Here is a 17,830-nt window from a genome sequence, read left to right as displayed (position 1 = left end):
CAAACCAGCCGTGATAATTAATCACTAAATCTAGAATATAAACAATTATTTATCAAAAAATTACCCAAAAATAGCATTTATTACCCTTACCTATAACTTTACTCTGGCACAATATTTAACCTAAAAAATAAAGGCATAAAACGGTATAATTCAATTTATCCGAATACATTAACACATCATGATTAGCAATGATTCACGTCTGCTTGTAATCGATACCAGCACCAGTTATCTGTCACTGGGACTGCATCACAACGGACATACTGACAGCATCTGCGAAGCAGCCGGTGCAAAACAGTCTGAACTGATATTACCGCGTATACAGCAGTTACTGGCAGAATCCGGACTGATACTGTCTCAGCTGGATGCCATCATTTACGCACAAGGCCCCGGTGCTTTCACCGGATTACGCATTGGTCTGGGTGTAGCTACTGGTTTAGCATTGCCATTCAGTCTGCCACTGATTGGCATTCCCTGTCTGGATGCTGTAGCTGCTCTTGCACCGGATCAGCCTTGCGTACTGGCCGCAACAGACGCACGTATGAACGAACTATTCTATGCATGGTATGACACCCATAATCATAAACGTCTGAGTGATTATCTGGTGGGTACTGCCGAAAGCATCTGTCTGCCGGCCGGTCAGCATCAGGCTACAGGTATCGGTAATGCTTACGGGCTGAATATCAATTTACCCGTATCAGGGCAGAATCTTATGCCCGGAGCTCAGGAGTATGTGCAACTGGCCTTATCCGGTCGTTACAAAGCAACTGATGCTGCTCATGCCAGCCTGCATTATGTCCGCAATAAAATTGCTCTGACAGCTGCCGAACAGGCTGCCAGACGAACTGCGAGTCAGATAGCATGAATATCCGTGCCGCCACTCTCGCTGATGTCGCCGCTCTGCATGAGCTTGAAAAACAGTGTAATCCGGCGCCATGGTCAGCAACACAACTGGCCAATACCGTTTATGCACCACAGCCTGTATGGGTAATCGACCTGCCTGTGCATGGAATTGTCAGCATGCTGGTCTGGCAAAAACTGCCGGGGGAAGCCGAAATTCATTTGCTTGACACCCATCCTGATTTCAGACGGCAGGGTTATGCACAACAATTACTGGAACATTTATTCCAGCATGCAAAGCAACAGCATCTGAATCGGATATTGCTTGAAGTGCGTGCCGGCAATTCCGGTGCACTGCAACTGTATACAAACAATGGTTTTGTATCCTGTGGCATACGTAAAAATTATTACCAGAATGGTGATGATGCTGTATTAATGGAAAAACCATGCTAGACAGCCGCTATCTTTATCTGCACGAAGCGCTGGGTCTCGGCCCCATGTGGTTATCACAAACTGCTTATCTGATACCTTCCGAAATTACAGAAACAAATACGCCAGTAAAAAACGATACCCGGCCTGTTGCGCGCTCTGTTCCGGACAATTCTGTCCGTTCACAACCAGTGAGAACTTCTCACCAGACGTCGCCGGCTGATATTACTGCAACTCAGCCAGCCAACCGGCATCGTGACGCACTTCGGCAAATTATCAATCAGCCGGCAACTGAATCTGTAACACAGATTACCAAAGAAGATAACACTAGCAAAATCAGCCCCATTACCACAAGTGACAAATTAAATATCAGTTTCGAATCGATTCCGGCAACACTGGCCGCATGCACCCGCTGCAATTTGCATCAGGAGCGCTGCACTCCACTTCCGGGATATGGTGCAAGCAATGCACGGCTTCTGGTTATCAGCTCTAATCCTGCACCGCCAGACGACAGCAGCAGGCAGCTTTTCAGCGGAGAAGTCGGCAAATTGCTCAGCAATATGCTGGCAGCCATCAATATTACTGCTGAAGAAGTTTTTTTTACCAGTCAGGTGAAGTGTGCGCCTAATGTCAGCCTGCGTATTACTGATGAGCATCTGCAAGCCTGTTTGCCTTATCTGAATGCTCAGATCGAACATATCCGGCCTCAGGCTATTCTGCTGCTCGGGCAGATATTCAGCCAGCTCGACCAGACAATACTGGCACACAATCTGCACAATATTCCTTACGTAATATCGCCCCACCCTGCACGATTATTGCGTCAAAGCCATTTAAAAGCCAATGCATGGACAGCACTTAAACAATTGCGCAATTTCTTACAATAATCTGTTAAAAAATGTATCTTTATAAGGTATAAGTCCGCACAAGCCAAAACATCTATGTTAAAATATGATAATAAAATTTTAATTAAATAAAATCAATATATTATGCATATTTCTCTTGGCCCTGTCGTGATGATTCTTTTGGTGGCTGTTTTGGCCTCTATCATCTGCCGACGTTTACACATTCCCGCCATGCTAGGCTACCTGGTAGTTGGCTTCATAGCCGGTCCTGGCTGGCTGCATTTAATTAATCAGAGTCATGCCACCGAATTTATCGGAGAAATCGGCATTACTTTTCTTATGTTCAGCATCGGGCTTGAGTTTTCCATCGGCAAACTTAAGGCCATGCGCAGGCTGGTGCTTGGTTTAGGCGGATTACAGGTCGCACTTACCCTGTTGATACTTTTTATCCTGTTTGCAGCCATGCGTATTCAGCTGACATGGGCGTTTACCCTCGCCGCAGCCATGACTATGTCTTCGACGGCTATTGTCAGCCGCATTATGGTAGAAAAAAACGAACTGGGACAGCATTACGGCCACATGATTATGGGCGTACTGCTGATGCAGGATATTGCCGTCGTTCCATTGATGATTTTATTACCTGCTCTTGCTCACAGCAGTGACGGTCTGATCCTGCAAATGGGCAAAGCCCTGCTTACCATGGCACTTGCCTTAGGTCTGCTGCTGGTGGTCGGCAGTAAAATCATGCCTATGTGGTTCCGTCTGATTGCCCGCACCAAATCCAGCGAACTCTTCATGATTAACGTTTTACTGGTCACTCTCGGAGTTGCTTATCTTACTCAGCTGGCCGGTCTGTCACTGGCACTGGGTGCCTTTGTTGCCGGTATGCTGATATCAGAAACCGAATACCGCTATCAGGTAGAAGATGACATTCGCCCCTTCCGGGACATTCTGCTCGGCTTCTTCTTCATTACTATCGGCATGAAACTGAATATACAAGTTTTACAATCAAGCTGGTTAATAATACTGATACTGGGAGCACTGCTAATTATTCTAAAAGCAGCGGTACTATTTGGCATTAGCCGCTACATGAAAGAAAATACCGGCGACAGCATTAAAACAGCTTTGTATCTCGCTCAGGGCGGTGAATTCGGCTTTGTTATGCTGGCCATTAGCGGCGCATTAAAACTCATTTCTCTTGAGCTGCAACAGGCAGCCATAGCCGCTATTCTGCTTTCCATGATACTGGCACCCTTTATTATGCGAAGTGCAGATAAAATCAACAAACTGCTGGTTAAACGCAGCTGGGACGAACAGGCAGTTGATTTACAGAGCATACTGGTAGATACCATGAGTAAATCTGACCATATCCTCATTATCGGTTTCGGCCGCTGCGGTCAGAGCATTGCCCGTATCCTGCAACAGGAGGATACACCCTACTATGCCATTGATCTGGATGCTGAACGGGTTGCCACAGCCAAAGCTGCCGGTGAACCGGTCACCTTCGGTGATGCCAAACGGCAGGAAGTATTACAGGCAGCCGGATTAAAACGTGCCAATACCGTACTGATTACCATCAACAACATGACAGAGGCTAAGCATATTCTCAATAATATTATGCTGATTGCCCCTACCATGCCGGTAATTGTGCGCGTTACCAACGACGACAACATTCCTGTGCTAACCAATATGGGGGCAGACGACATCGTTTCTGATGAAAAAGAATCCAGCCTTACACTCGCCAGTCAGGCATTATTAAGCTCAGGCAAACCGTTTGATGAAGTCTATCAAATCATGCAGCGTATTCGTCAAAACCGTTATCAGGCACTTGAAGGTTTATTTGCCGGTAGTGATGACACCGTCTCTGATGAGAATATCCATTATTTCCGTCAGGCTTTCACTCTGCCGCCAGATGCTTTTCTGGTAGGTAAAAGTGTAGACGACCTTCCGCTGGACAAATTGAAAGTAAAACTGCTCTCAGTACGCCGCAATGCTCATCAATTACGCAAATTTGACTCTGAATTCCGTTTTAAAAATGCAGATACCCTGGTTGTACTTGGTCCCAGAGACAAAGTAATTCTTTTTGAAAACTGGTCACTACAGGGAACGAACTAATTTTTTCATAACTAGTACTTGCCAGCGAACGGCATATCTGGTTTAATAGCGTCTTTCCCAAGCAGGGGTGATTAGCTCAGTTGGTAGAGCGTCTGCCTTACAAGCAGAATGTCGGCGGTTCGACTCCGTCATCACCCACCAGTTTTCTGTTTTATGCGTTGCATAAAACTTGCGCGGTGGTAGCTCAGTTGGTTAGAGTACCGGCCTGTCACGCCGGGGGTCGCGGGTTCGAGCCCCGTCCGCCGCGCCAAATTAAATAAAAAAGCACAGCATAAGCTGTGCTTTTTTATTATTCATTATATACAAACATTTTTCAGACAACCTATTACGTCAAACCCGAATATTCAAATACATAATCCTTATAGAACAGATATCCTTTAATCAGACCATTTATACATCATTCCCAGAATTTTTCTGGTAGATAATTTCGATTACAGCAAAAATTATTTCAGTCAGATTTTTTCTGCTTAGCTATTTATCTGATTCATTATATAAAAAAGATTCAAAAGCAACACTCAACTTATATTCAGCATGTCCAGCTGAATAAACCACCAATAAACCAGACATTTTAATATTGTTAAATTATGTATAATACATTATTATAAATAAGGAAAATAAAAATTCCGTATACCATAAAGACAGGTATTGCTTTACTCATATAACATCGACAAAATCAATAAATTTAACTCCCTGAACAAGAAAGGTTTAGAGTGGGAAAAATCAATTATCTCATTGAAGTTAAAAATGTTAGCAAAAAAATTAAAAACAGGAAGATTCTGGATAACATTTCTTTCAAGATTGCACCCGGTCGGATTATGGGCTTTTTAGGCCCCAATGGTGCCGGCAAAACCACTATGCTGAAAATACTCACAGGTCTGATGTTTCCTACTTCCGGAGACATAAAAATCTGTGGGCACAATATACAAAAAGACTTTGAAAAAGCAGCTTTTAATCTTGGTACCATCATTGAAAATCCGGAATTCTATAATTACATGTCCGGTTTTAATAATCTGCAAATCTTTGCTGATATGAGCCGTCAGTCAATCAGTAAAGATGATTTAATGCAAACATTAACCAGAACCGGGCTTGAAGGTGCAGAACACCAAAAAGTCAAAGGCTATTCTCTGGGTATGCGCCAAAGATTAGGCGTCGCAAACGCAACTATTCATCAGCCTAAAGTATTAATTCTGGATGAACCCATGAATGGCCTTGATCCTGAAGGAATGAAAGATTTTCGTACATTGATGAAAAATTTTGTTCAGCATGGAAACAGCATTATTATTTCCAGCCACCTGCTTTCCGAACTTCAGGAAATTGTTAATGATATTTTTATCGTTAATCAGGGCAGACAGGTCTATGCGGGAACAATGAGTGATTTTCTGGGTAAATCCAATAACATTATTCATATCGAAGTAGACGGAGATTTAGCACCGGCAGAAAAAATTCTGCTAAACAACGGGTATCAGGTTACCCGTCAGCTCAATAATCTTGAAATTGCAACTGATTCAACTGACCACGATCCGCGTGCAGAAATTGCCAGACTTCTTGTTCAACATGATATTCCCTTAATTGGTTTGAAGCTGACTCATTACTCTCTGGAAGATTCTTTTCTGCAAAGCATAAAAAACGATAATCAACAAAAGGCCAACAAATGAAATTACTAATTAATGAATGGCGTAAATACCTTAAAAAAAACCGAAATATCATTATCATACCCATAATATTATTATTGATATTAATTATTTATTTCAGCACTATAACTCATACATCACATCCAATTTCTAAAGATGATAGTGACCGCGTCTTTTTATTTAGTATCACTATTTGTTACAAATTTATTAATTTTATCTCTATTATTTATGCATCTAATATTCTAAGTTCTGAAATATCCAAAGGAACAGTTAAATTTATTCTGACCCGTCCTTATCAGCGCTACAAAATATTACTGGCTAAACTTGCAGCGATTACTATATTAATGCCTGTGTTTCTGATTATATCTGTAATCATTTCCCTATTATTACATATACTGACAATTCACCAAATGCCGGAAATTAGCATCATATTAAAGTACACTGGAATACACGGCATATTCATATTAGCCATTACAATATTTTTTACTGCTTTTGCTCTGATGCTTTCTTCTGTATTTAACAGCAGTGCACTCATAACCGGTAGCTGTATTGTGTATTATTTCTTTGCTAGTGGTCTGTGGAGAATAATCAACTTTTACTACCTTGATTTACCTGAAGACGGATGGATATACAAATTAAGCCCATTAAATGTAAACAGCTATTTGATTGAGTTAATTTCTAAAACAGTTGATCAGTCTGTCCAGAGTGAATTTTTTATTATCTTGGCAGCCAATATTGTTTATGCATTGATTTTTTTCCTGATAGCCACATTGATATTCAGACGGCGTGATATTTCATTATCCAACTAACTGTCAACACTAAAATTTTAAAGGTCAGGCTTCAAAATATTATTTAATAATTCAGTAATTTAACTGACATTTTCAGTCTGACCTTTATGCTATTTTGCAATTTATCAACCTCAATCAGATTAGTATGATTGAGGTCTTTGCTTTTTGCATTGGTTTATCTTGTTTTTTCTACAATACGAATTTCGTATAACAAATTATATATTTCTCAATTCTTATTTTGTTAGTTAACCTGTCTTGAACTCAATCACTCGCTAATCAGGATTTTGTTCATGGAAGCAAAGTCTAAAGAAAATTTTGTACAGACAAAACCGAATTTAATGTTATCAGCATTATTAATCTTGCTGTTAGTCGGGTCGGTTTATATCAGCCAACTTATTTTCCAAGAGATCTCTCAAAGCTATCATATTGATATTTTAGCAGCGAGAAATGTATTCAGCTTATCTTGCTTTTTTTATGCCATTTCTTTTTTTATTTATGGCCCGCTTTCGAACAAAGTTTCGACAAAGTTGTTAGTTTTGGTCGGTAGTATTGGAACTGTTTGTTGTTTATTTTTATCGGTGATTGTTGATTCTTTTACGTTGTATTTGGTCACCATGTCATTAATCGGTTTTTTTGCCGCTGCTGTTCCTGCGGCATTATTCGCTTATACAGCTAAAAACACGCCTAACCATAAATTACCCCAAGCAATGGGAATGATGATTTCAGCTTCTATTGTGGGCATGATTTTTAGTCGAAGTATAGTCGCAATGCTGACCGATCTTTGGTCCTGGCAAGTTGCATTTATTATTTATGCAGGTTTGATAACCGCAACATGTCTTTTTGTCCCTTACGGTATAAAACGCTCAATAATCCAACCTTCAACTAATAGTGTACGGGGTACTTATCTAGCGGCAATTAAATTATTACTTGATAAAACGGTAGTTATTTTTTTATTAGTCGGCTTTTTACTATTTTTTGTTTATTTAGGATTATCTTCATTACTTACTTTTTATTTGAAAAGTTCACCTTTTTATTTGTCTGCAACAACTTTAGGCTGGCTTAATTTTGCCGGTCTGAGTGCGGTTATTGGCACCATAACTACTGGTAAATTATCACAGATTATCAAAGAACGGTCTCTCTTAATCATCTGTTTGCTAGCTGTATGTATATCGGTTCTGACTATTGGTTATAGCTCAGCAATATATATTATCGGATTCGAAATTTTTGCTTTATTTTTATTTGTATTTGGCATTCAGCCATTAGTTATAGCCATGCTTAATAAAATTGTGCCAATTAATTCGCGCGGTGCGATTTCGTCTTTATATTTACTCTCGTGTTTGGCAGGAGGCAGTATTGGCACTTATCTATTAGGTATAGTTTATCAAAACATGACCTGGAATGGAGTAATAGCCATTTGTGTTCTGTTATCAACGTTAAATCTAATCTTAGCGTTAGTTGGTATTCAACTTATTAACAATAATCATAAATAATAAAAATACAGGAATTTATTAATAAGGAAACTCGTTATGAAAAAAGATTATTACCATCCTCGATATTTATGTTTTGCTGATTTATTGGTGATTAAGTATGACAAATTTAAGATGATCACCTACAAGCTCAATGCTCCGATAGCAATTGCCTTTGATAGCGCAGAGCTTATGTATGTAACAGATTAGTCAAATAATTCAATAATCAAAGTAAACACCAACGGTGAAAAAAAGATTTTCTTTGACATCATACATAAACACTTAAATACAGATGTGCAGACAATCTTTGGGATTCTGCCATTAAATAAAATAGCTAAACGAATTCATAAGTGAAACTGATACAACTTATTTTCAACAATATCTGTTTTCTGCTGATCCAGCCAATGCATAATTGATAATTAGCTTAGCCGATATCTGTAAACCATATATTTAGTTTCCCATACGATTGTTACACCAGATTATTTGGTATTATTTCTCTCATTATTAGTTTTTATAGATTTAATTAATATTTTCTCGTTGACTTTCATACTAACATTAACTATATCTTTTCTGTTATGATTCCCGACGATATCAATAATTACCTGCAGATAATTTAATTTTAGATTTGATTTTTTTAAATCATTTCCATTAAACATTCGCATGATGTGCTTTTCCAGTCTGATTGACGAAAATATTGTCGCTTATACAGTTTAATTGCGAACGGATGCACAACAATGAATTAGGGGAAATATGTATAATCAATTACCTGCTCAGACAGAACATAATCTCGATAACTCAGCCATTTACAGCCGGCATCTGCCAACAGTCCGACAATTGCAATATTTTCTGGCAGTATGTGAAGAAGGCAATTTTCGCAAGGCTGCCAGCAGACTGGGTATTAGTCAGCCCCCGTTATCGATGCAAATCAAAGAGCTGGAAGAAAAGCTGCAAACTACTTTATTAGTACGTAATACCCGTTATGTAATGCTTACAGAACAGGGAAGACAATTCAGAGACAAAGCCAGAAACTGGCTGGAAGGCTTATCTCTGGCCATAACCAATGTTAATAATTATTCGACAGACAGAATAACTGTTGGCATAACTAAAATTCTGGGTTTTAATTTTATTCCGCTATTCAGCGAATTTATTAGCAAATTCCAGCCAAACATCGATCTTTTGCAGCAGGACTATTCTTCAAAAGAGCTATTGGCTGAATTTAATAAAAGCAATATTGATCTGATTATTATTTCAGATTATAAAAAAAATAATGATCAGGCAAATAGTTTATTAGTTTATCAGGAAAAACTGGTACTAGCCTTACCTGAAAACCACCCTGCCTGTTCACAGGAAGAAATAAATTTAAATACGGTAACAGACTTACCTCTGTACTGGTGTAAACGTTACCAAAATCCGGGATTGTATGATCAACTGCAAAAAGTCATCAGCAACTTAACCGCTTCTCTGGTTTTACAACCGAAATTACCTAATTTTTTAACCATGCTGATGGAAATTGCCATGGGCAGAGGCATGTTATTACTTCCGGCTTCTATGGCACAGGCACATATCCCGGGAGTGGTATATAAAAAATTAACTACTGAATATGAACAGCAACTATCAATCGATATACATCTGCTCTGGCATCAGCAGGCTGAAAATACTGTGATACAAACTATTATTGAGTATTTTAAGCACCATAATACAGTTGATACCCAATTGTGACATGTATATTTCCGGAAGGTTGTGAAATTCAAATCATTGATATATTTTTTATATCAATGATTTTATATTTCTCTTAGCAAGGTTAATTATTTACTATCACTATCAGTAATTAACAATTATCTGACCGCAGTCGAATAAAAGCATTATTTGATTAAGCGTTTCAGATATAACTAATCTGAGGATAGAAAATAATGAGCCATTCTTTACCACAACGAAAACTTGGACAAAACATTACCGTATCTGCAATGGGCTATGGAGCAATGGGTCTGAGCGAATTTTATGGTGATATGGATACAGCACATGCCCGCACAATGATGCACAAAGTTATTGATAGCGGTGTTACGCTGATTGACACAGCAGATATGTATGGTCGGGGTGAAAACGAAAAACTGATCGGTGCAGTATTGAAAACTCTGCCTGCTTCAGTACGGGCACAACTTACTATCGCAACCAAATGCGGTATTGATAGAAACAATACTTCCGGCTATAACCGCAGCATTAATAACCACCCTGAATATATTAAACAATGCTGCGATGACTCTCTGGCCAGACTCGGCATTGAACAGATCGATTTATTTTATATTCATCGTTTAGATCCTAATGCTGCAATTGAAGATACGATGCAGACTCTGGCAGAACTGGTACAGGCAGGGAAAATAGCCCATGTCGGTTTATGTGAAGTTTCTGCCCCTGTTTTGCAGCGTGCCCATGCAGTTCATCCGGTTGATGTGGTGCAAACAGAATATTCGCTGTGGACACGTCATATAGAAGATGATTCAGTGCTGCCATTACTAAAAGAATTGAATATCGGTCTTGTACCCTACTCACCTCTCGGGCGTGGTTTTCTGACCGGTAAAATTCAGAATAAAAACGAATTGGCTGAAAATGATTTCCGCCGTACCAACCCCCGTTTTCAGGATGATAATCTGGAACATAACAAACGTTTGCTTCAGGCATTAGAACCCATGACTGTTAAATATAATTGCACTATGGGTCAAATCGCACTGGCCTGGCTGCTTGCTCAATGGGAACATATTGTACCGATACCGGGAACCAAAAGTGAAAAATACCTGAATGAAAATAATCAGGCTTGCCAGTTAAAAATGGATACAGCAGATATTCAGACATTGAATGAGCTGAAAAATCATATCAATATTCAGGGAGAACGCTATACACCGGAAGGTATGAAAGGCATTTTCTGATCAGACCGGTAGAATAAGCTTTGCTGTTCATACAGATAACTCCCGCAGCTTGTTAAGCTGCGGGAGTTATCTATTATTCATGGCTGACAATAACTAATGATTTAATCGCCTGACGCTGATCCATAGCCTGATAGGCAGCCTGAATATCGGTTAAATCAAACCGATGGGTAAATACTTTCCCCGGCTGAATTTCTTCATTTAACACAGCTTGCAGTAATAAATTTTTATCATAAGTGGTGACACTGGCAATACCGCCGCGTAATCCAATATTCCGCCAGAAAACATCGCTGGTTTTAATTTCTGTGTCATGCTGTATACCAACACAACCAACAATCGCTCCAGGACGGGCTACTGCAACTGCTGTTTGCAGTGATTGCTGAGTTCCCACACACTCCAATACTGCATCAGCACCAGCCTGCCGGGTAAGCGACAATACTTTTTCTACCGCTTCATCGCCACGCTCAGGCACAATATCAGTTGCTCCGAACTCCTCTGCCAGTTTTGCCCGGTCAGGATGACGGCTCATCGCAATAATTCGTTCAGCGCCGCGCAGTTTCGCCGCGATGACTGCGCACAACCCAACCGCTCCATCGCCCATCACCACTACCGTATCTCCCGGCTTTACTTCAGCACTGGCAGCAGCATGATAACCGGTAGCCATAACATCGGCCAAGGTAAGTAACGAATTTAAAACAGCATCTGAATAATCCTGCGGCTGACCGGGAATTTTCACCAAAGCCCAGTCTGCATTAGTAAAGCGCAGATATTCACCCTGATACCCGCCATTGCGCTCATCTTCTTTATTCTGACAATTACCATCAAAACCTGCCTTACAGGCAGCACAATGGCCACAACCATGCGTAAACGGTACAATAACAAAATCACCATTACGGACATGAGTTACTGCGCTGCCGGTAGCTTCAACAACACCAATAGCTTCATGGCCGACAATTCGTTCCGGCTCACAGGTACTGATTCCGCGATACCACCATAAATCAGAACCGCAAACACAGGCACGAACAATGCGAATAATGGCATCAGTAGATTTCTGAATAACCGGCTTTTCCATTTCCCGTATAGCTACTTTTCTGGGTTCAACGAATACTGCTACTTTCATAGTTATTTTCCCAGATTACTGTGATTTACCTGTTTCTGACAGCCAAATCACTTTATATAACATAGTGAATCAGTACTATTCAGATTAAGCCGGAAGGAGCCAAAGAATTTTTCCAGCTTTTTCTGTATTGTTTAGCAATAACTCTTTGCTATCATTATTTTTTTCATTAAAAAATATTAAGACAAGATTATTTTACGCTATTTACTGAGTTTTTCATCAAGCAATGCACAGTAGCAACCGGTTTGGTTATAACCCATATTATTTATTCGTTATTTCATAACGTTAGCTATTTTTATACATTTAATGGTGTTCAGTTATTTGATACTGTGATCCCGTTTACTCTTTCAGGCTCTTCTGACAGTAAAGGGGATCAGTCAGTTTGACAGGCATTGTATCTATGCCTGGATTCAAGTGGTTATGTAAACCGGCAAAATAAAATGACAGAATGCTTTTGGTTTAATTATCATTTACCAATGGTACAAATAAAGTCTGTTGCACACAGGTTTCCTGAAAACCTTCAGCAGTTTTGTCGATTACCCATAAAAACTGCACCCCGCCTTCATCCAGAGGTAAAACCATACGCCCACCAATTGAAAGTTGCTGTAATAAAGGCAAAGGCACCTCTTTCGGCGCAGCTGTCAGTATAATGCCATCAAAAGGTGCTTCCTGCGGCAAACCCAGATAACCATCTCCACAGACCAGCCGTGCATGAGCCAGTAAACGTACTGCACGTAAATTCTGTTTGGCACGCTCATGTAACGGACGCAAACGCTCTATTGAGTAAATTTCACGTAAACCCAGTGCCTGTAAAATAGCTGTCTGATAACCGCAACCGGTACCGATTTCCAGTATCCGCAGATTATTTTGTATTGGCCGTCTGGCAAACAATAACTGCGTCATGACTGCGACCGTATATGGCTGGGAAATAGTTTGCCCTAAACCCAGCGGCAGAGACATATCATCATAAGCATGAGAGCGCAAAGCTTCTTCAACGAATACATGCCGTGGCACAGCAGACATAGCAGCCAATACTTCAGCACGGGTAATACCCATCTGTTTCAGCCGTTCTACCATTCGTGCACGCCGGAATTCATATCCGGTCCAGCTTACGCCCTGTCCCACTTCTGTCACCATTGTATGTCGTGTAAAAATGTACTGACTGCACCCATTTGCTGATAATTAGTTAAGTCCAGCGATAATGGCGTAATGGTAATAAAACCTGCTTCGTTATCACTAAAATCAGTTTCCTGCCAGCGGGTATCAGCGGCACCTACGCCACCAATCCAATACAGGGTTTCGCCGCGAGGACTGCTATACGGCACAATACACTGGTCATGGTGTCGGCGCCCCAGTTTAGCCACACGATAGCCCTGCACTGATTCTGCTTTTACAGCAGGAATATTAACATTCCATAAAACCGGTTCAACCGGCGGATGTACACATACTTTTTCCAGAATAGTCATGACGGCTTTTTCAGCCGTTGCCCAATACTCACCGCTGCGATCATTAATTGAAAATGCCAGTGCAGGTATACCCATCAGAAAAGCTTCAGTAGCCGCAGCCACTGTGCCGGAATACAGCACATCATCACCCATATTGGCACCATGATTAATACCGGACAAAACCAAATCAGGTTTAAAGTCAGTCATGGTATGCATAGCTACATGGATACAGTCGGTTGGTGTGCCATTAACATAATAAAATCCGTTTGCGGCTTTTTTAATCGACAGAGGCCGGTTCAGAGTAAATGAATTGCTTACGCCGCTCTGATCACTTTCCGGCGCAACAACTCTTATTTCAGCAAATTTAGATGCTACCTGTGCCAGTAAAGCAATCCCATCTGATAAATAACCGTCATCATTACAAATTAAAATTTTCATAACCATCCCATTTAAAACTTTAAAACCTTTATTCTGCTAACGCTGCTGCCCTTTACACTTTTTATCCGACCGTGAGCAGCCAGTCAGATTAAAGATTAAGCGTGTAAATCTCAGAACAAACTTTTATTTTAAATGAATAAAAAACCATTACTTCCGATAATGACTGATAATTTCATTGATTTACTATCTGCTATATGAAAATATGCTGATATTCACTCTCAAATTTTGTCTGACCTTCAACAATCAGAACTGGTGCTGTAGCCTCTGATTATAAGTGTTTACCCATATTCTGACAGCTAATATCTATAACGATTCTGCCATTACAAGCATACTACACCCTTACAAAGAGTGTTATGTTCCGATGATTCTCCAAGATAAACTAATCATCCTAAATAAAAAACGAACCGGAACGATTCGTTTTTTATTGAAACCTGCGTGCGCGAATATCAAACAGCTACTGCCCTGCTTTTACCTGCTGGAACAGGCGCACAGCCAGACGCACAGCATCCTGTGATTTCGGTGATACGATAAAACTCTTATCCAGTACTTCCTGAGTAGGAAATATGCTGGGATCGCTACTAATTTCACTTCTCATCAGTGCCCGTGCCGGTTTACTGGCAGGTGCAAAAGTCACATAATTACCATTTTTCGCGGCAACTTTAGGTTCGAGTGTGTAATTGATGTATTTCAGAGCATTGGCTACATTCTGGGCATCTTTAGGAATCATAAACGAATCAACCCAGATTCCAACCCCTTCTTTCGGTGCCAGCACCTGTAAATGCACGCCACTTTTAGCATCCTCAGCACGTTTTTTAGCGATGTTTAAATCACCACCGTAACCGGTAGCCACACACAGATCACCGCGAGCCATATCATCAATATAGCCTGATGAGCTAAAACGTTTCACATCATTACGTACGGATTTAATCAGATTGGTTGCAGCACGGATATCATCCGGTTCACTGCTGTTCGGGTCTTTACCTAAATAATGCAAAGCCAGCGGATACAGCTCTGTAGGGCTGTCAAACAGAGAAATACCGCAATTTTTCAGTTTATGTGTATATTCCGGATTAAATACCAGATCCCAGAGATTATCCGGTAATTTGCCATCAAGTGCTTTCTCTACCATAGCGGTATTGATACCGATAGTATTAATACCCCAGAAATAAGGCACTGCATATTTATTACCCGGATCTACCTTATCCATCATTTTCAACAGATTCGGGTCGATATTATTGTAATAGGACAGCTGGCTTTTATCTACCGGCCGGTAAGCACCAGCTTTAATTTCCCGACCGACATTGGCAATGGATGGTACAACCAGATCATAGCCGGAACGACCAATCAGAATTTTGGCTTCCAATGTTTCGTTACTATCATAATAATCGTAACGAACCTTGATATTATTTTCTTTTTCAAAATTTTTTACTGTATCAGGGTCAACATAGTCAGACCAGTTATAGATATTAAGCTGGTCAGTCGGATTCATGACTCCGTTATTGGAAGTATTGGAAGCAGCATCTTTATTTGCTGTACCGGCATCCGAGCAGGCAACTATCAGCAAGCTTACGATGGCTGACAATACCAGTAATTTTTTCATACACGATTTCCAATTTGTATGCCCCGTTATAACGGGAGGAAGCAAGTATCTATGACGTGCACCAGCACAGCCACCACTAAACCGACATTAAACTGTGAAATACCGTACCATGCAAGAGCATTTGGCAAATTATTACAGAGTTTGTAACCACTCAGAACACAAATAGTAATACATACTCAGAAAATCATCCGAAAAAACCAAAATAAGCCTCCGGCCAGCAGAATGGAAACCGGCAGAGTAAGTACCCATGCCATCACCAGATTACGAATTGTGGATTTTTGCAGACCACTTTTATTGGCAGCCATCGTACCGGCTATACCGGAAGTCAGTACATGTGTAGTGCTTACTGGCAGACCAAAGCGATCGGCAGCAAAAATCAGCGCCGCCGTTACTAGTTCCGCAGAAGCACCCTGTGCATAGGACAAATGGGTTTTGCCAATTTTTTCACCCACTGTTACCACAATCCGTTTCCAGCCAACCAGTGTACCCAGTCCGAGTGCCAGTGCAACCAGTACCTTTACCCAAACCGGAATATACTTAGTGGCATGATCAATTGACGTGTGATATGTCTTTAAACTGTCCATCTGTATCGGATTAAGACTGTATTGATGAACCAGGGCATTTTTTTGCAACAAGGTCATTGATTCAGACACCAGATACATATCGTTGCGGATATTACCTACCTGTTCAGGCGGTAAATTACGCAGACTGTCGCTTTTACTCACATCATGCGCCACAATTTCTACCAACTGTGCCAGTGCGTCCAGTTGTTGCGGCGTACCCTGTTTATTTTCCACTAAAGCCGTGACCTGTGCCCGCACATCTGTCCCTTGTTGCAACACGAAGCCCGCTGGCAGCAAATCATGTATAGTTTTCTGTGCAGCCACTGAATGGGCTGAAAATTTTGCCCATTCTTCCTTGGGTACAGTATGGTTAAGAGCATACGCCATGGGCACGGTACCAATCAGAATCAGCATAATCAGACCCATACCCTTTTGTCCGTCATTTGAGCCATGGGCAAAACTTACTGTAGTACAGGTAAAAATCAGCAGCAGACGAATTGGCCAGGGTGGTGGCATATCATTTTCCGGTGCTTTATATAAAGCAGGAATACGCAATAATTTTTTAGACAGAATTAACAGCAAAGCAGCCAGAATAAAACCAAGTAACGGCGAAAATAATAACGATTCACCAACATTAATTACCTGATTCCAGCTTACACCGCTGGTTCCCTGATGTGCCGACATCAGCTGATTAGCCACCCCTACACCGATGATTGAACCAATCAAAGTATGCGAGCTGGAAGCCGGTAAACCGAGCCACCATGTGCTCAGATTCCAGATAATGGCTGCTGAGAGCAAAGCAAAAATCATCGCGTAGCCAACATCACTGCCCATATGCAGAATCAGCTCCACCGGCAGTAAAGAAATCACACCATAAGCCACGGCACCGGTAGACAGCATCACCCCGAGAAAATTGAACGTTCCAGACCAGATTACCGCAGTATTGGGTTTAAGCGAACGTGTATAGATAACACTGGCCACTGCATTGGCGGTGTCATGAAAACCATTCACAAACTCAAACGCCAGCGCAATCAGAAGTGCTACTGTTAATAAGGCATATACCAACAATGAAGAAGTGGGAATTCCCTGCAAATCATGATAAATACAAACGCCGGCATAGGCCAGACCACCCATTAGTATCAGCAGGAATAAAATTTTACTTACTTTACTGGTTTTACTAGATGCAGACATAATTGCCCCAGACGACGAAGCCGCAGACGAAGCAGACACAGCTTTCTCCCTAATGTTAGGAATTACCCTGACTTATTGTAAAAGACCAACATGACAACTTTGTGACAAACACAATATTATTGCCAATGCCGGAATTCTCCTTATGACCCAAATTTGGCTGATAAAAGACAATCGGTATACAAACAGCTGCATTTCTGCGCCAGCACAACATTCATATTATTCTTGCCGTACAGTAATCAATTACTGTACATCTATTATTCTGCTGTATCAGTATACAGACAGTAATTAAACTCTGCTATCACTAGCATACATAAAATTAACAATATAGTTATAAATTACCCGATCAAACAAGGCAATAATCAAAAATAATCTGCTTTCTCAGATACTAAAATCAAACAAAATAAATAATTAATATATTATCATTCTAAATTTATCTTCTGATTGAGCAGA

15 protein-coding genes and 2 tRNA genes are annotated in these 17,830 nt (G+C 40.7%); 12 read left to right on the top strand and 5 right to left on the bottom strand.

What is annotated here, in order from left to right:
• The first annotated feature begins 178 nt into the window (after window positions 1–178).
• From tsaB to SALWKB2_RS03270, 12 genes are all read left to right on the top strand, one after another.
• Entirely contained in the window at window positions 179–862 is a 684-nt protein-coding gene (gene tsaB, locus SALWKB2_RS03325) for a tRNA (adenosine(37)-N6)-threonylcarbamoyltransferase complex dimerization subunit type 1 TsaB (protein ID WP_025330268.1), read from the top strand.
• On the top strand, window positions 859–1,290 hold the full coding sequence (rimI, locus tag SALWKB2_RS03320) for a ribosomal protein S18-alanine N-acetyltransferase (RefSeq protein ID WP_025330267.1): 432 nt from the start codon (window positions 859–861) through the stop codon (window positions 1,288–1,290). Before tsaB ends, rimI begins: the two co-directional genes overlap by 4 nt.
• Window positions 1,284–2,150, top strand: a complete 867-nt coding sequence (locus SALWKB2_RS11585) for a uracil-DNA glycosylase (RefSeq protein ID WP_025330266.1) — start codon at window positions 1,284–1,286, stop codon at window positions 2,148–2,150. Before rimI ends, SALWKB2_RS11585 begins: the two co-directional genes overlap by 7 nt.
• Before the next feature lie 99 nt (window positions 2,151–2,249).
• Entirely contained in the window at window positions 2,250–4,223 is a 1,974-nt protein-coding gene (locus SALWKB2_RS03310; protein WP_180297650.1) for a monovalent cation:proton antiporter family protein, read from the top strand.
• Window positions 4,224–4,288: 65 nt separating this feature from the next.
• Window positions 4,289–4,364, top strand: a tRNA-Val gene (locus SALWKB2_RS03305).
• Window positions 4,365–4,396: 32 nt separating this feature from the next.
• Window positions 4,397–4,473: transfer RNA gene (locus SALWKB2_RS03300), tRNA-Asp, on the top strand.
• A gap of 460 nt (window positions 4,474–4,933) precedes the next feature.
• Window positions 4,934–5,878 carry an ABC transporter ATP-binding protein gene (locus tag SALWKB2_RS03295; RefSeq protein ID WP_051506400.1) on the top strand — a complete coding sequence of 315 codons (945 nt, stop codon included), beginning with the start codon at window positions 4,934–4,936 and terminating at the stop codon, window positions 5,876–5,878.
• A complete protein-coding gene (locus SALWKB2_RS12690; protein WP_025330263.1) occupies window positions 5,875–6,663 on the top strand; it encodes an ABC transporter permease subunit in 789 nt (262 codons plus the stop codon). The genes SALWKB2_RS03295 and SALWKB2_RS12690 overlap by 4 nt, the downstream gene beginning before the upstream one ends.
• Window positions 6,664–6,932: 269 nt before the next feature.
• On the top strand, window positions 6,933–8,132 hold the full coding sequence (locus SALWKB2_RS03285; protein WP_025330262.1) for an MFS transporter: 1,200 nt from the start codon (window positions 6,933–6,935) through the stop codon (window positions 8,130–8,132).
• Between the two features lie 36 nt (window positions 8,133–8,168).
• Complete coding sequence (locus SALWKB2_RS12250) at window positions 8,169–8,318, top strand: hypothetical protein (protein ID WP_158500014.1); 150 nt, start codon at window positions 8,169–8,171, stop codon at window positions 8,316–8,318.
• Window positions 8,319–8,858: 540 nt separating this feature from the next.
• The gene (locus tag SALWKB2_RS03275; RefSeq protein ID WP_025330260.1) at window positions 8,859–9,827 is read left to right on the top strand and encodes a LysR family transcriptional regulator; all 969 of its coding nucleotides are present in this window, start codon (window positions 8,859–8,861) and stop codon (window positions 9,825–9,827) included.
• 191 nt (window positions 9,828–10,018) lie between these two features.
• A complete protein-coding gene (locus SALWKB2_RS03270) occupies window positions 10,019–11,029 on the top strand; it encodes an aldo/keto reductase (protein ID WP_025330259.1) in 1,011 nt (336 codons plus the stop codon).
• 73 nt (window positions 11,030–11,102) lie between these two features.
• Here SALWKB2_RS03270 and SALWKB2_RS03265 read toward each other — a convergent pair whose 3' ends face one another.
• The 5 genes from SALWKB2_RS03265 to SALWKB2_RS03245 all read right to left on the bottom strand — a co-directional run bounded on the left by SALWKB2_RS03265 (window position 11,103) and on the right by SALWKB2_RS03245 (window position 17,380).
• Entirely contained in the window at window positions 11,103–12,146 is a 1,044-nt protein-coding gene (locus SALWKB2_RS03265) for a zinc-dependent alcohol dehydrogenase family protein (protein WP_025330258.1), read from the bottom strand.
• A gap of 456 nt (window positions 12,147–12,602) precedes the next feature.
• The gene (locus SALWKB2_RS03260) at window positions 12,603–13,280 is read right to left on the bottom strand and encodes a protein-L-isoaspartate(D-aspartate) O-methyltransferase (RefSeq protein WP_025330257.1); all 678 of its coding nucleotides are present in this window, start codon (window positions 13,278–13,280) and stop codon (window positions 12,603–12,605) included.
• Window positions 13,274–14,026, bottom strand: coding sequence for a 5'/3'-nucleotidase SurE (gene surE / locus SALWKB2_RS03255; RefSeq protein ID WP_025330256.1), 753 nt, complete (start codon window positions 14,024–14,026; stop codon window positions 13,274–13,276). The genes SALWKB2_RS03260 and surE overlap by 7 nt, the downstream gene beginning before the upstream one ends.
• A gap of 454 nt (window positions 14,027–14,480) precedes the next feature.
• Window positions 14,481–15,626: a polyamine ABC transporter substrate-binding protein gene (locus tag SALWKB2_RS03250; protein WP_025330255.1), complete on the bottom strand. Its 1,146-nt coding sequence runs from the start codon at window positions 15,624–15,626 to the stop codon at window positions 14,481–14,483.
• A gap of 176 nt (window positions 15,627–15,802) precedes the next feature.
• Entirely contained in the window at window positions 15,803–17,380 is a 1,578-nt protein-coding gene (locus SALWKB2_RS03245; protein WP_025330254.1) for an inorganic phosphate transporter, read from the bottom strand.
• Window positions 17,381–17,830: the final 450 nt, after the last annotated feature.

It is taken from the genome of Snodgrassella alvi wkB2 (assembly GCF_000600005.1).
Lineage (GTDB): Bacteria > Pseudomonadota > Gammaproteobacteria > Burkholderiales > Neisseriaceae > Snodgrassella > Snodgrassella alvi.
Note: the sequence above shows the minus strand (reverse complement) of the source record. Positions and strands in the feature narration are given on the sequence as shown.

What these genes read in the sequence shown, in the direction of transcription:
- tsaB (WP_025330268.1), top strand. Translation starts at nt 179, where the DNA reads ATGATTAGCAATGATTCACGTCTGCTTGTAATCGATACCAGCACCAGT.
- SALWKB2_RS12690 (WP_025330263.1), top strand. Translation starts at nt 5,875, where the DNA reads ATGAAATTACTAATTAATGAATGGCGTAAATACCTTAAAAAAAACCGA.
- SALWKB2_RS03260 (WP_025330257.1), bottom strand. Translation starts at nt 13,280, where the DNA reads ATGGTGACAGAAGTGGGACAGGGCGTAAGCTGGACCGGATATGAATTC.
- SALWKB2_RS11585 (WP_025330266.1), top strand. Translation starts at nt 1,284, where the DNA reads ATGCTAGACAGCCGCTATCTTTATCTGCACGAAGCGCTGGGTCTCGGC.
- SALWKB2_RS03275 (WP_025330260.1), top strand. Translation starts at nt 8,859, where the DNA reads ATGTATAATCAATTACCTGCTCAGACAGAACATAATCTCGATAACTCA.
- SALWKB2_RS03245 (WP_025330254.1), bottom strand. Translation starts at nt 17,380, where the DNA reads ATGTCTGCATCTAGTAAAACCAGTAAAGTAAGTAAAATTTTATTCCTG.
- rimI (WP_025330267.1), top strand. Translation starts at nt 859, where the DNA reads ATGAATATCCGTGCCGCCACTCTCGCTGATGTCGCCGCTCTGCATGAG.
- surE (WP_025330256.1), bottom strand. Translation starts at nt 14,026, where the DNA reads ATGAAAATTTTAATTTGTAATGATGACGGTTATTTATCAGATGGGATT.
- SALWKB2_RS03270 (WP_025330259.1), top strand. Translation starts at nt 10,019, where the DNA reads ATGAGCCATTCTTTACCACAACGAAAACTTGGACAAAACATTACCGTA.
- SALWKB2_RS12250 (WP_158500014.1), top strand. Translation starts at nt 8,169, where the DNA reads ATGAAAAAAGATTATTACCATCCTCGATATTTATGTTTTGCTGATTTA.
- SALWKB2_RS03285 (WP_025330262.1), top strand. Translation starts at nt 6,933, where the DNA reads ATGGAAGCAAAGTCTAAAGAAAATTTTGTACAGACAAAACCGAATTTA.
- SALWKB2_RS03265 (WP_025330258.1), bottom strand. Translation starts at nt 12,146, where the DNA reads ATGAAAGTAGCAGTATTCGTTGAACCCAGAAAAGTAGCTATACGGGAA.
- SALWKB2_RS03250 (WP_025330255.1), bottom strand. Translation starts at nt 15,626, where the DNA reads ATGAAAAAATTACTGGTATTGTCAGCCATCGTAAGCTTGCTGATAGTT.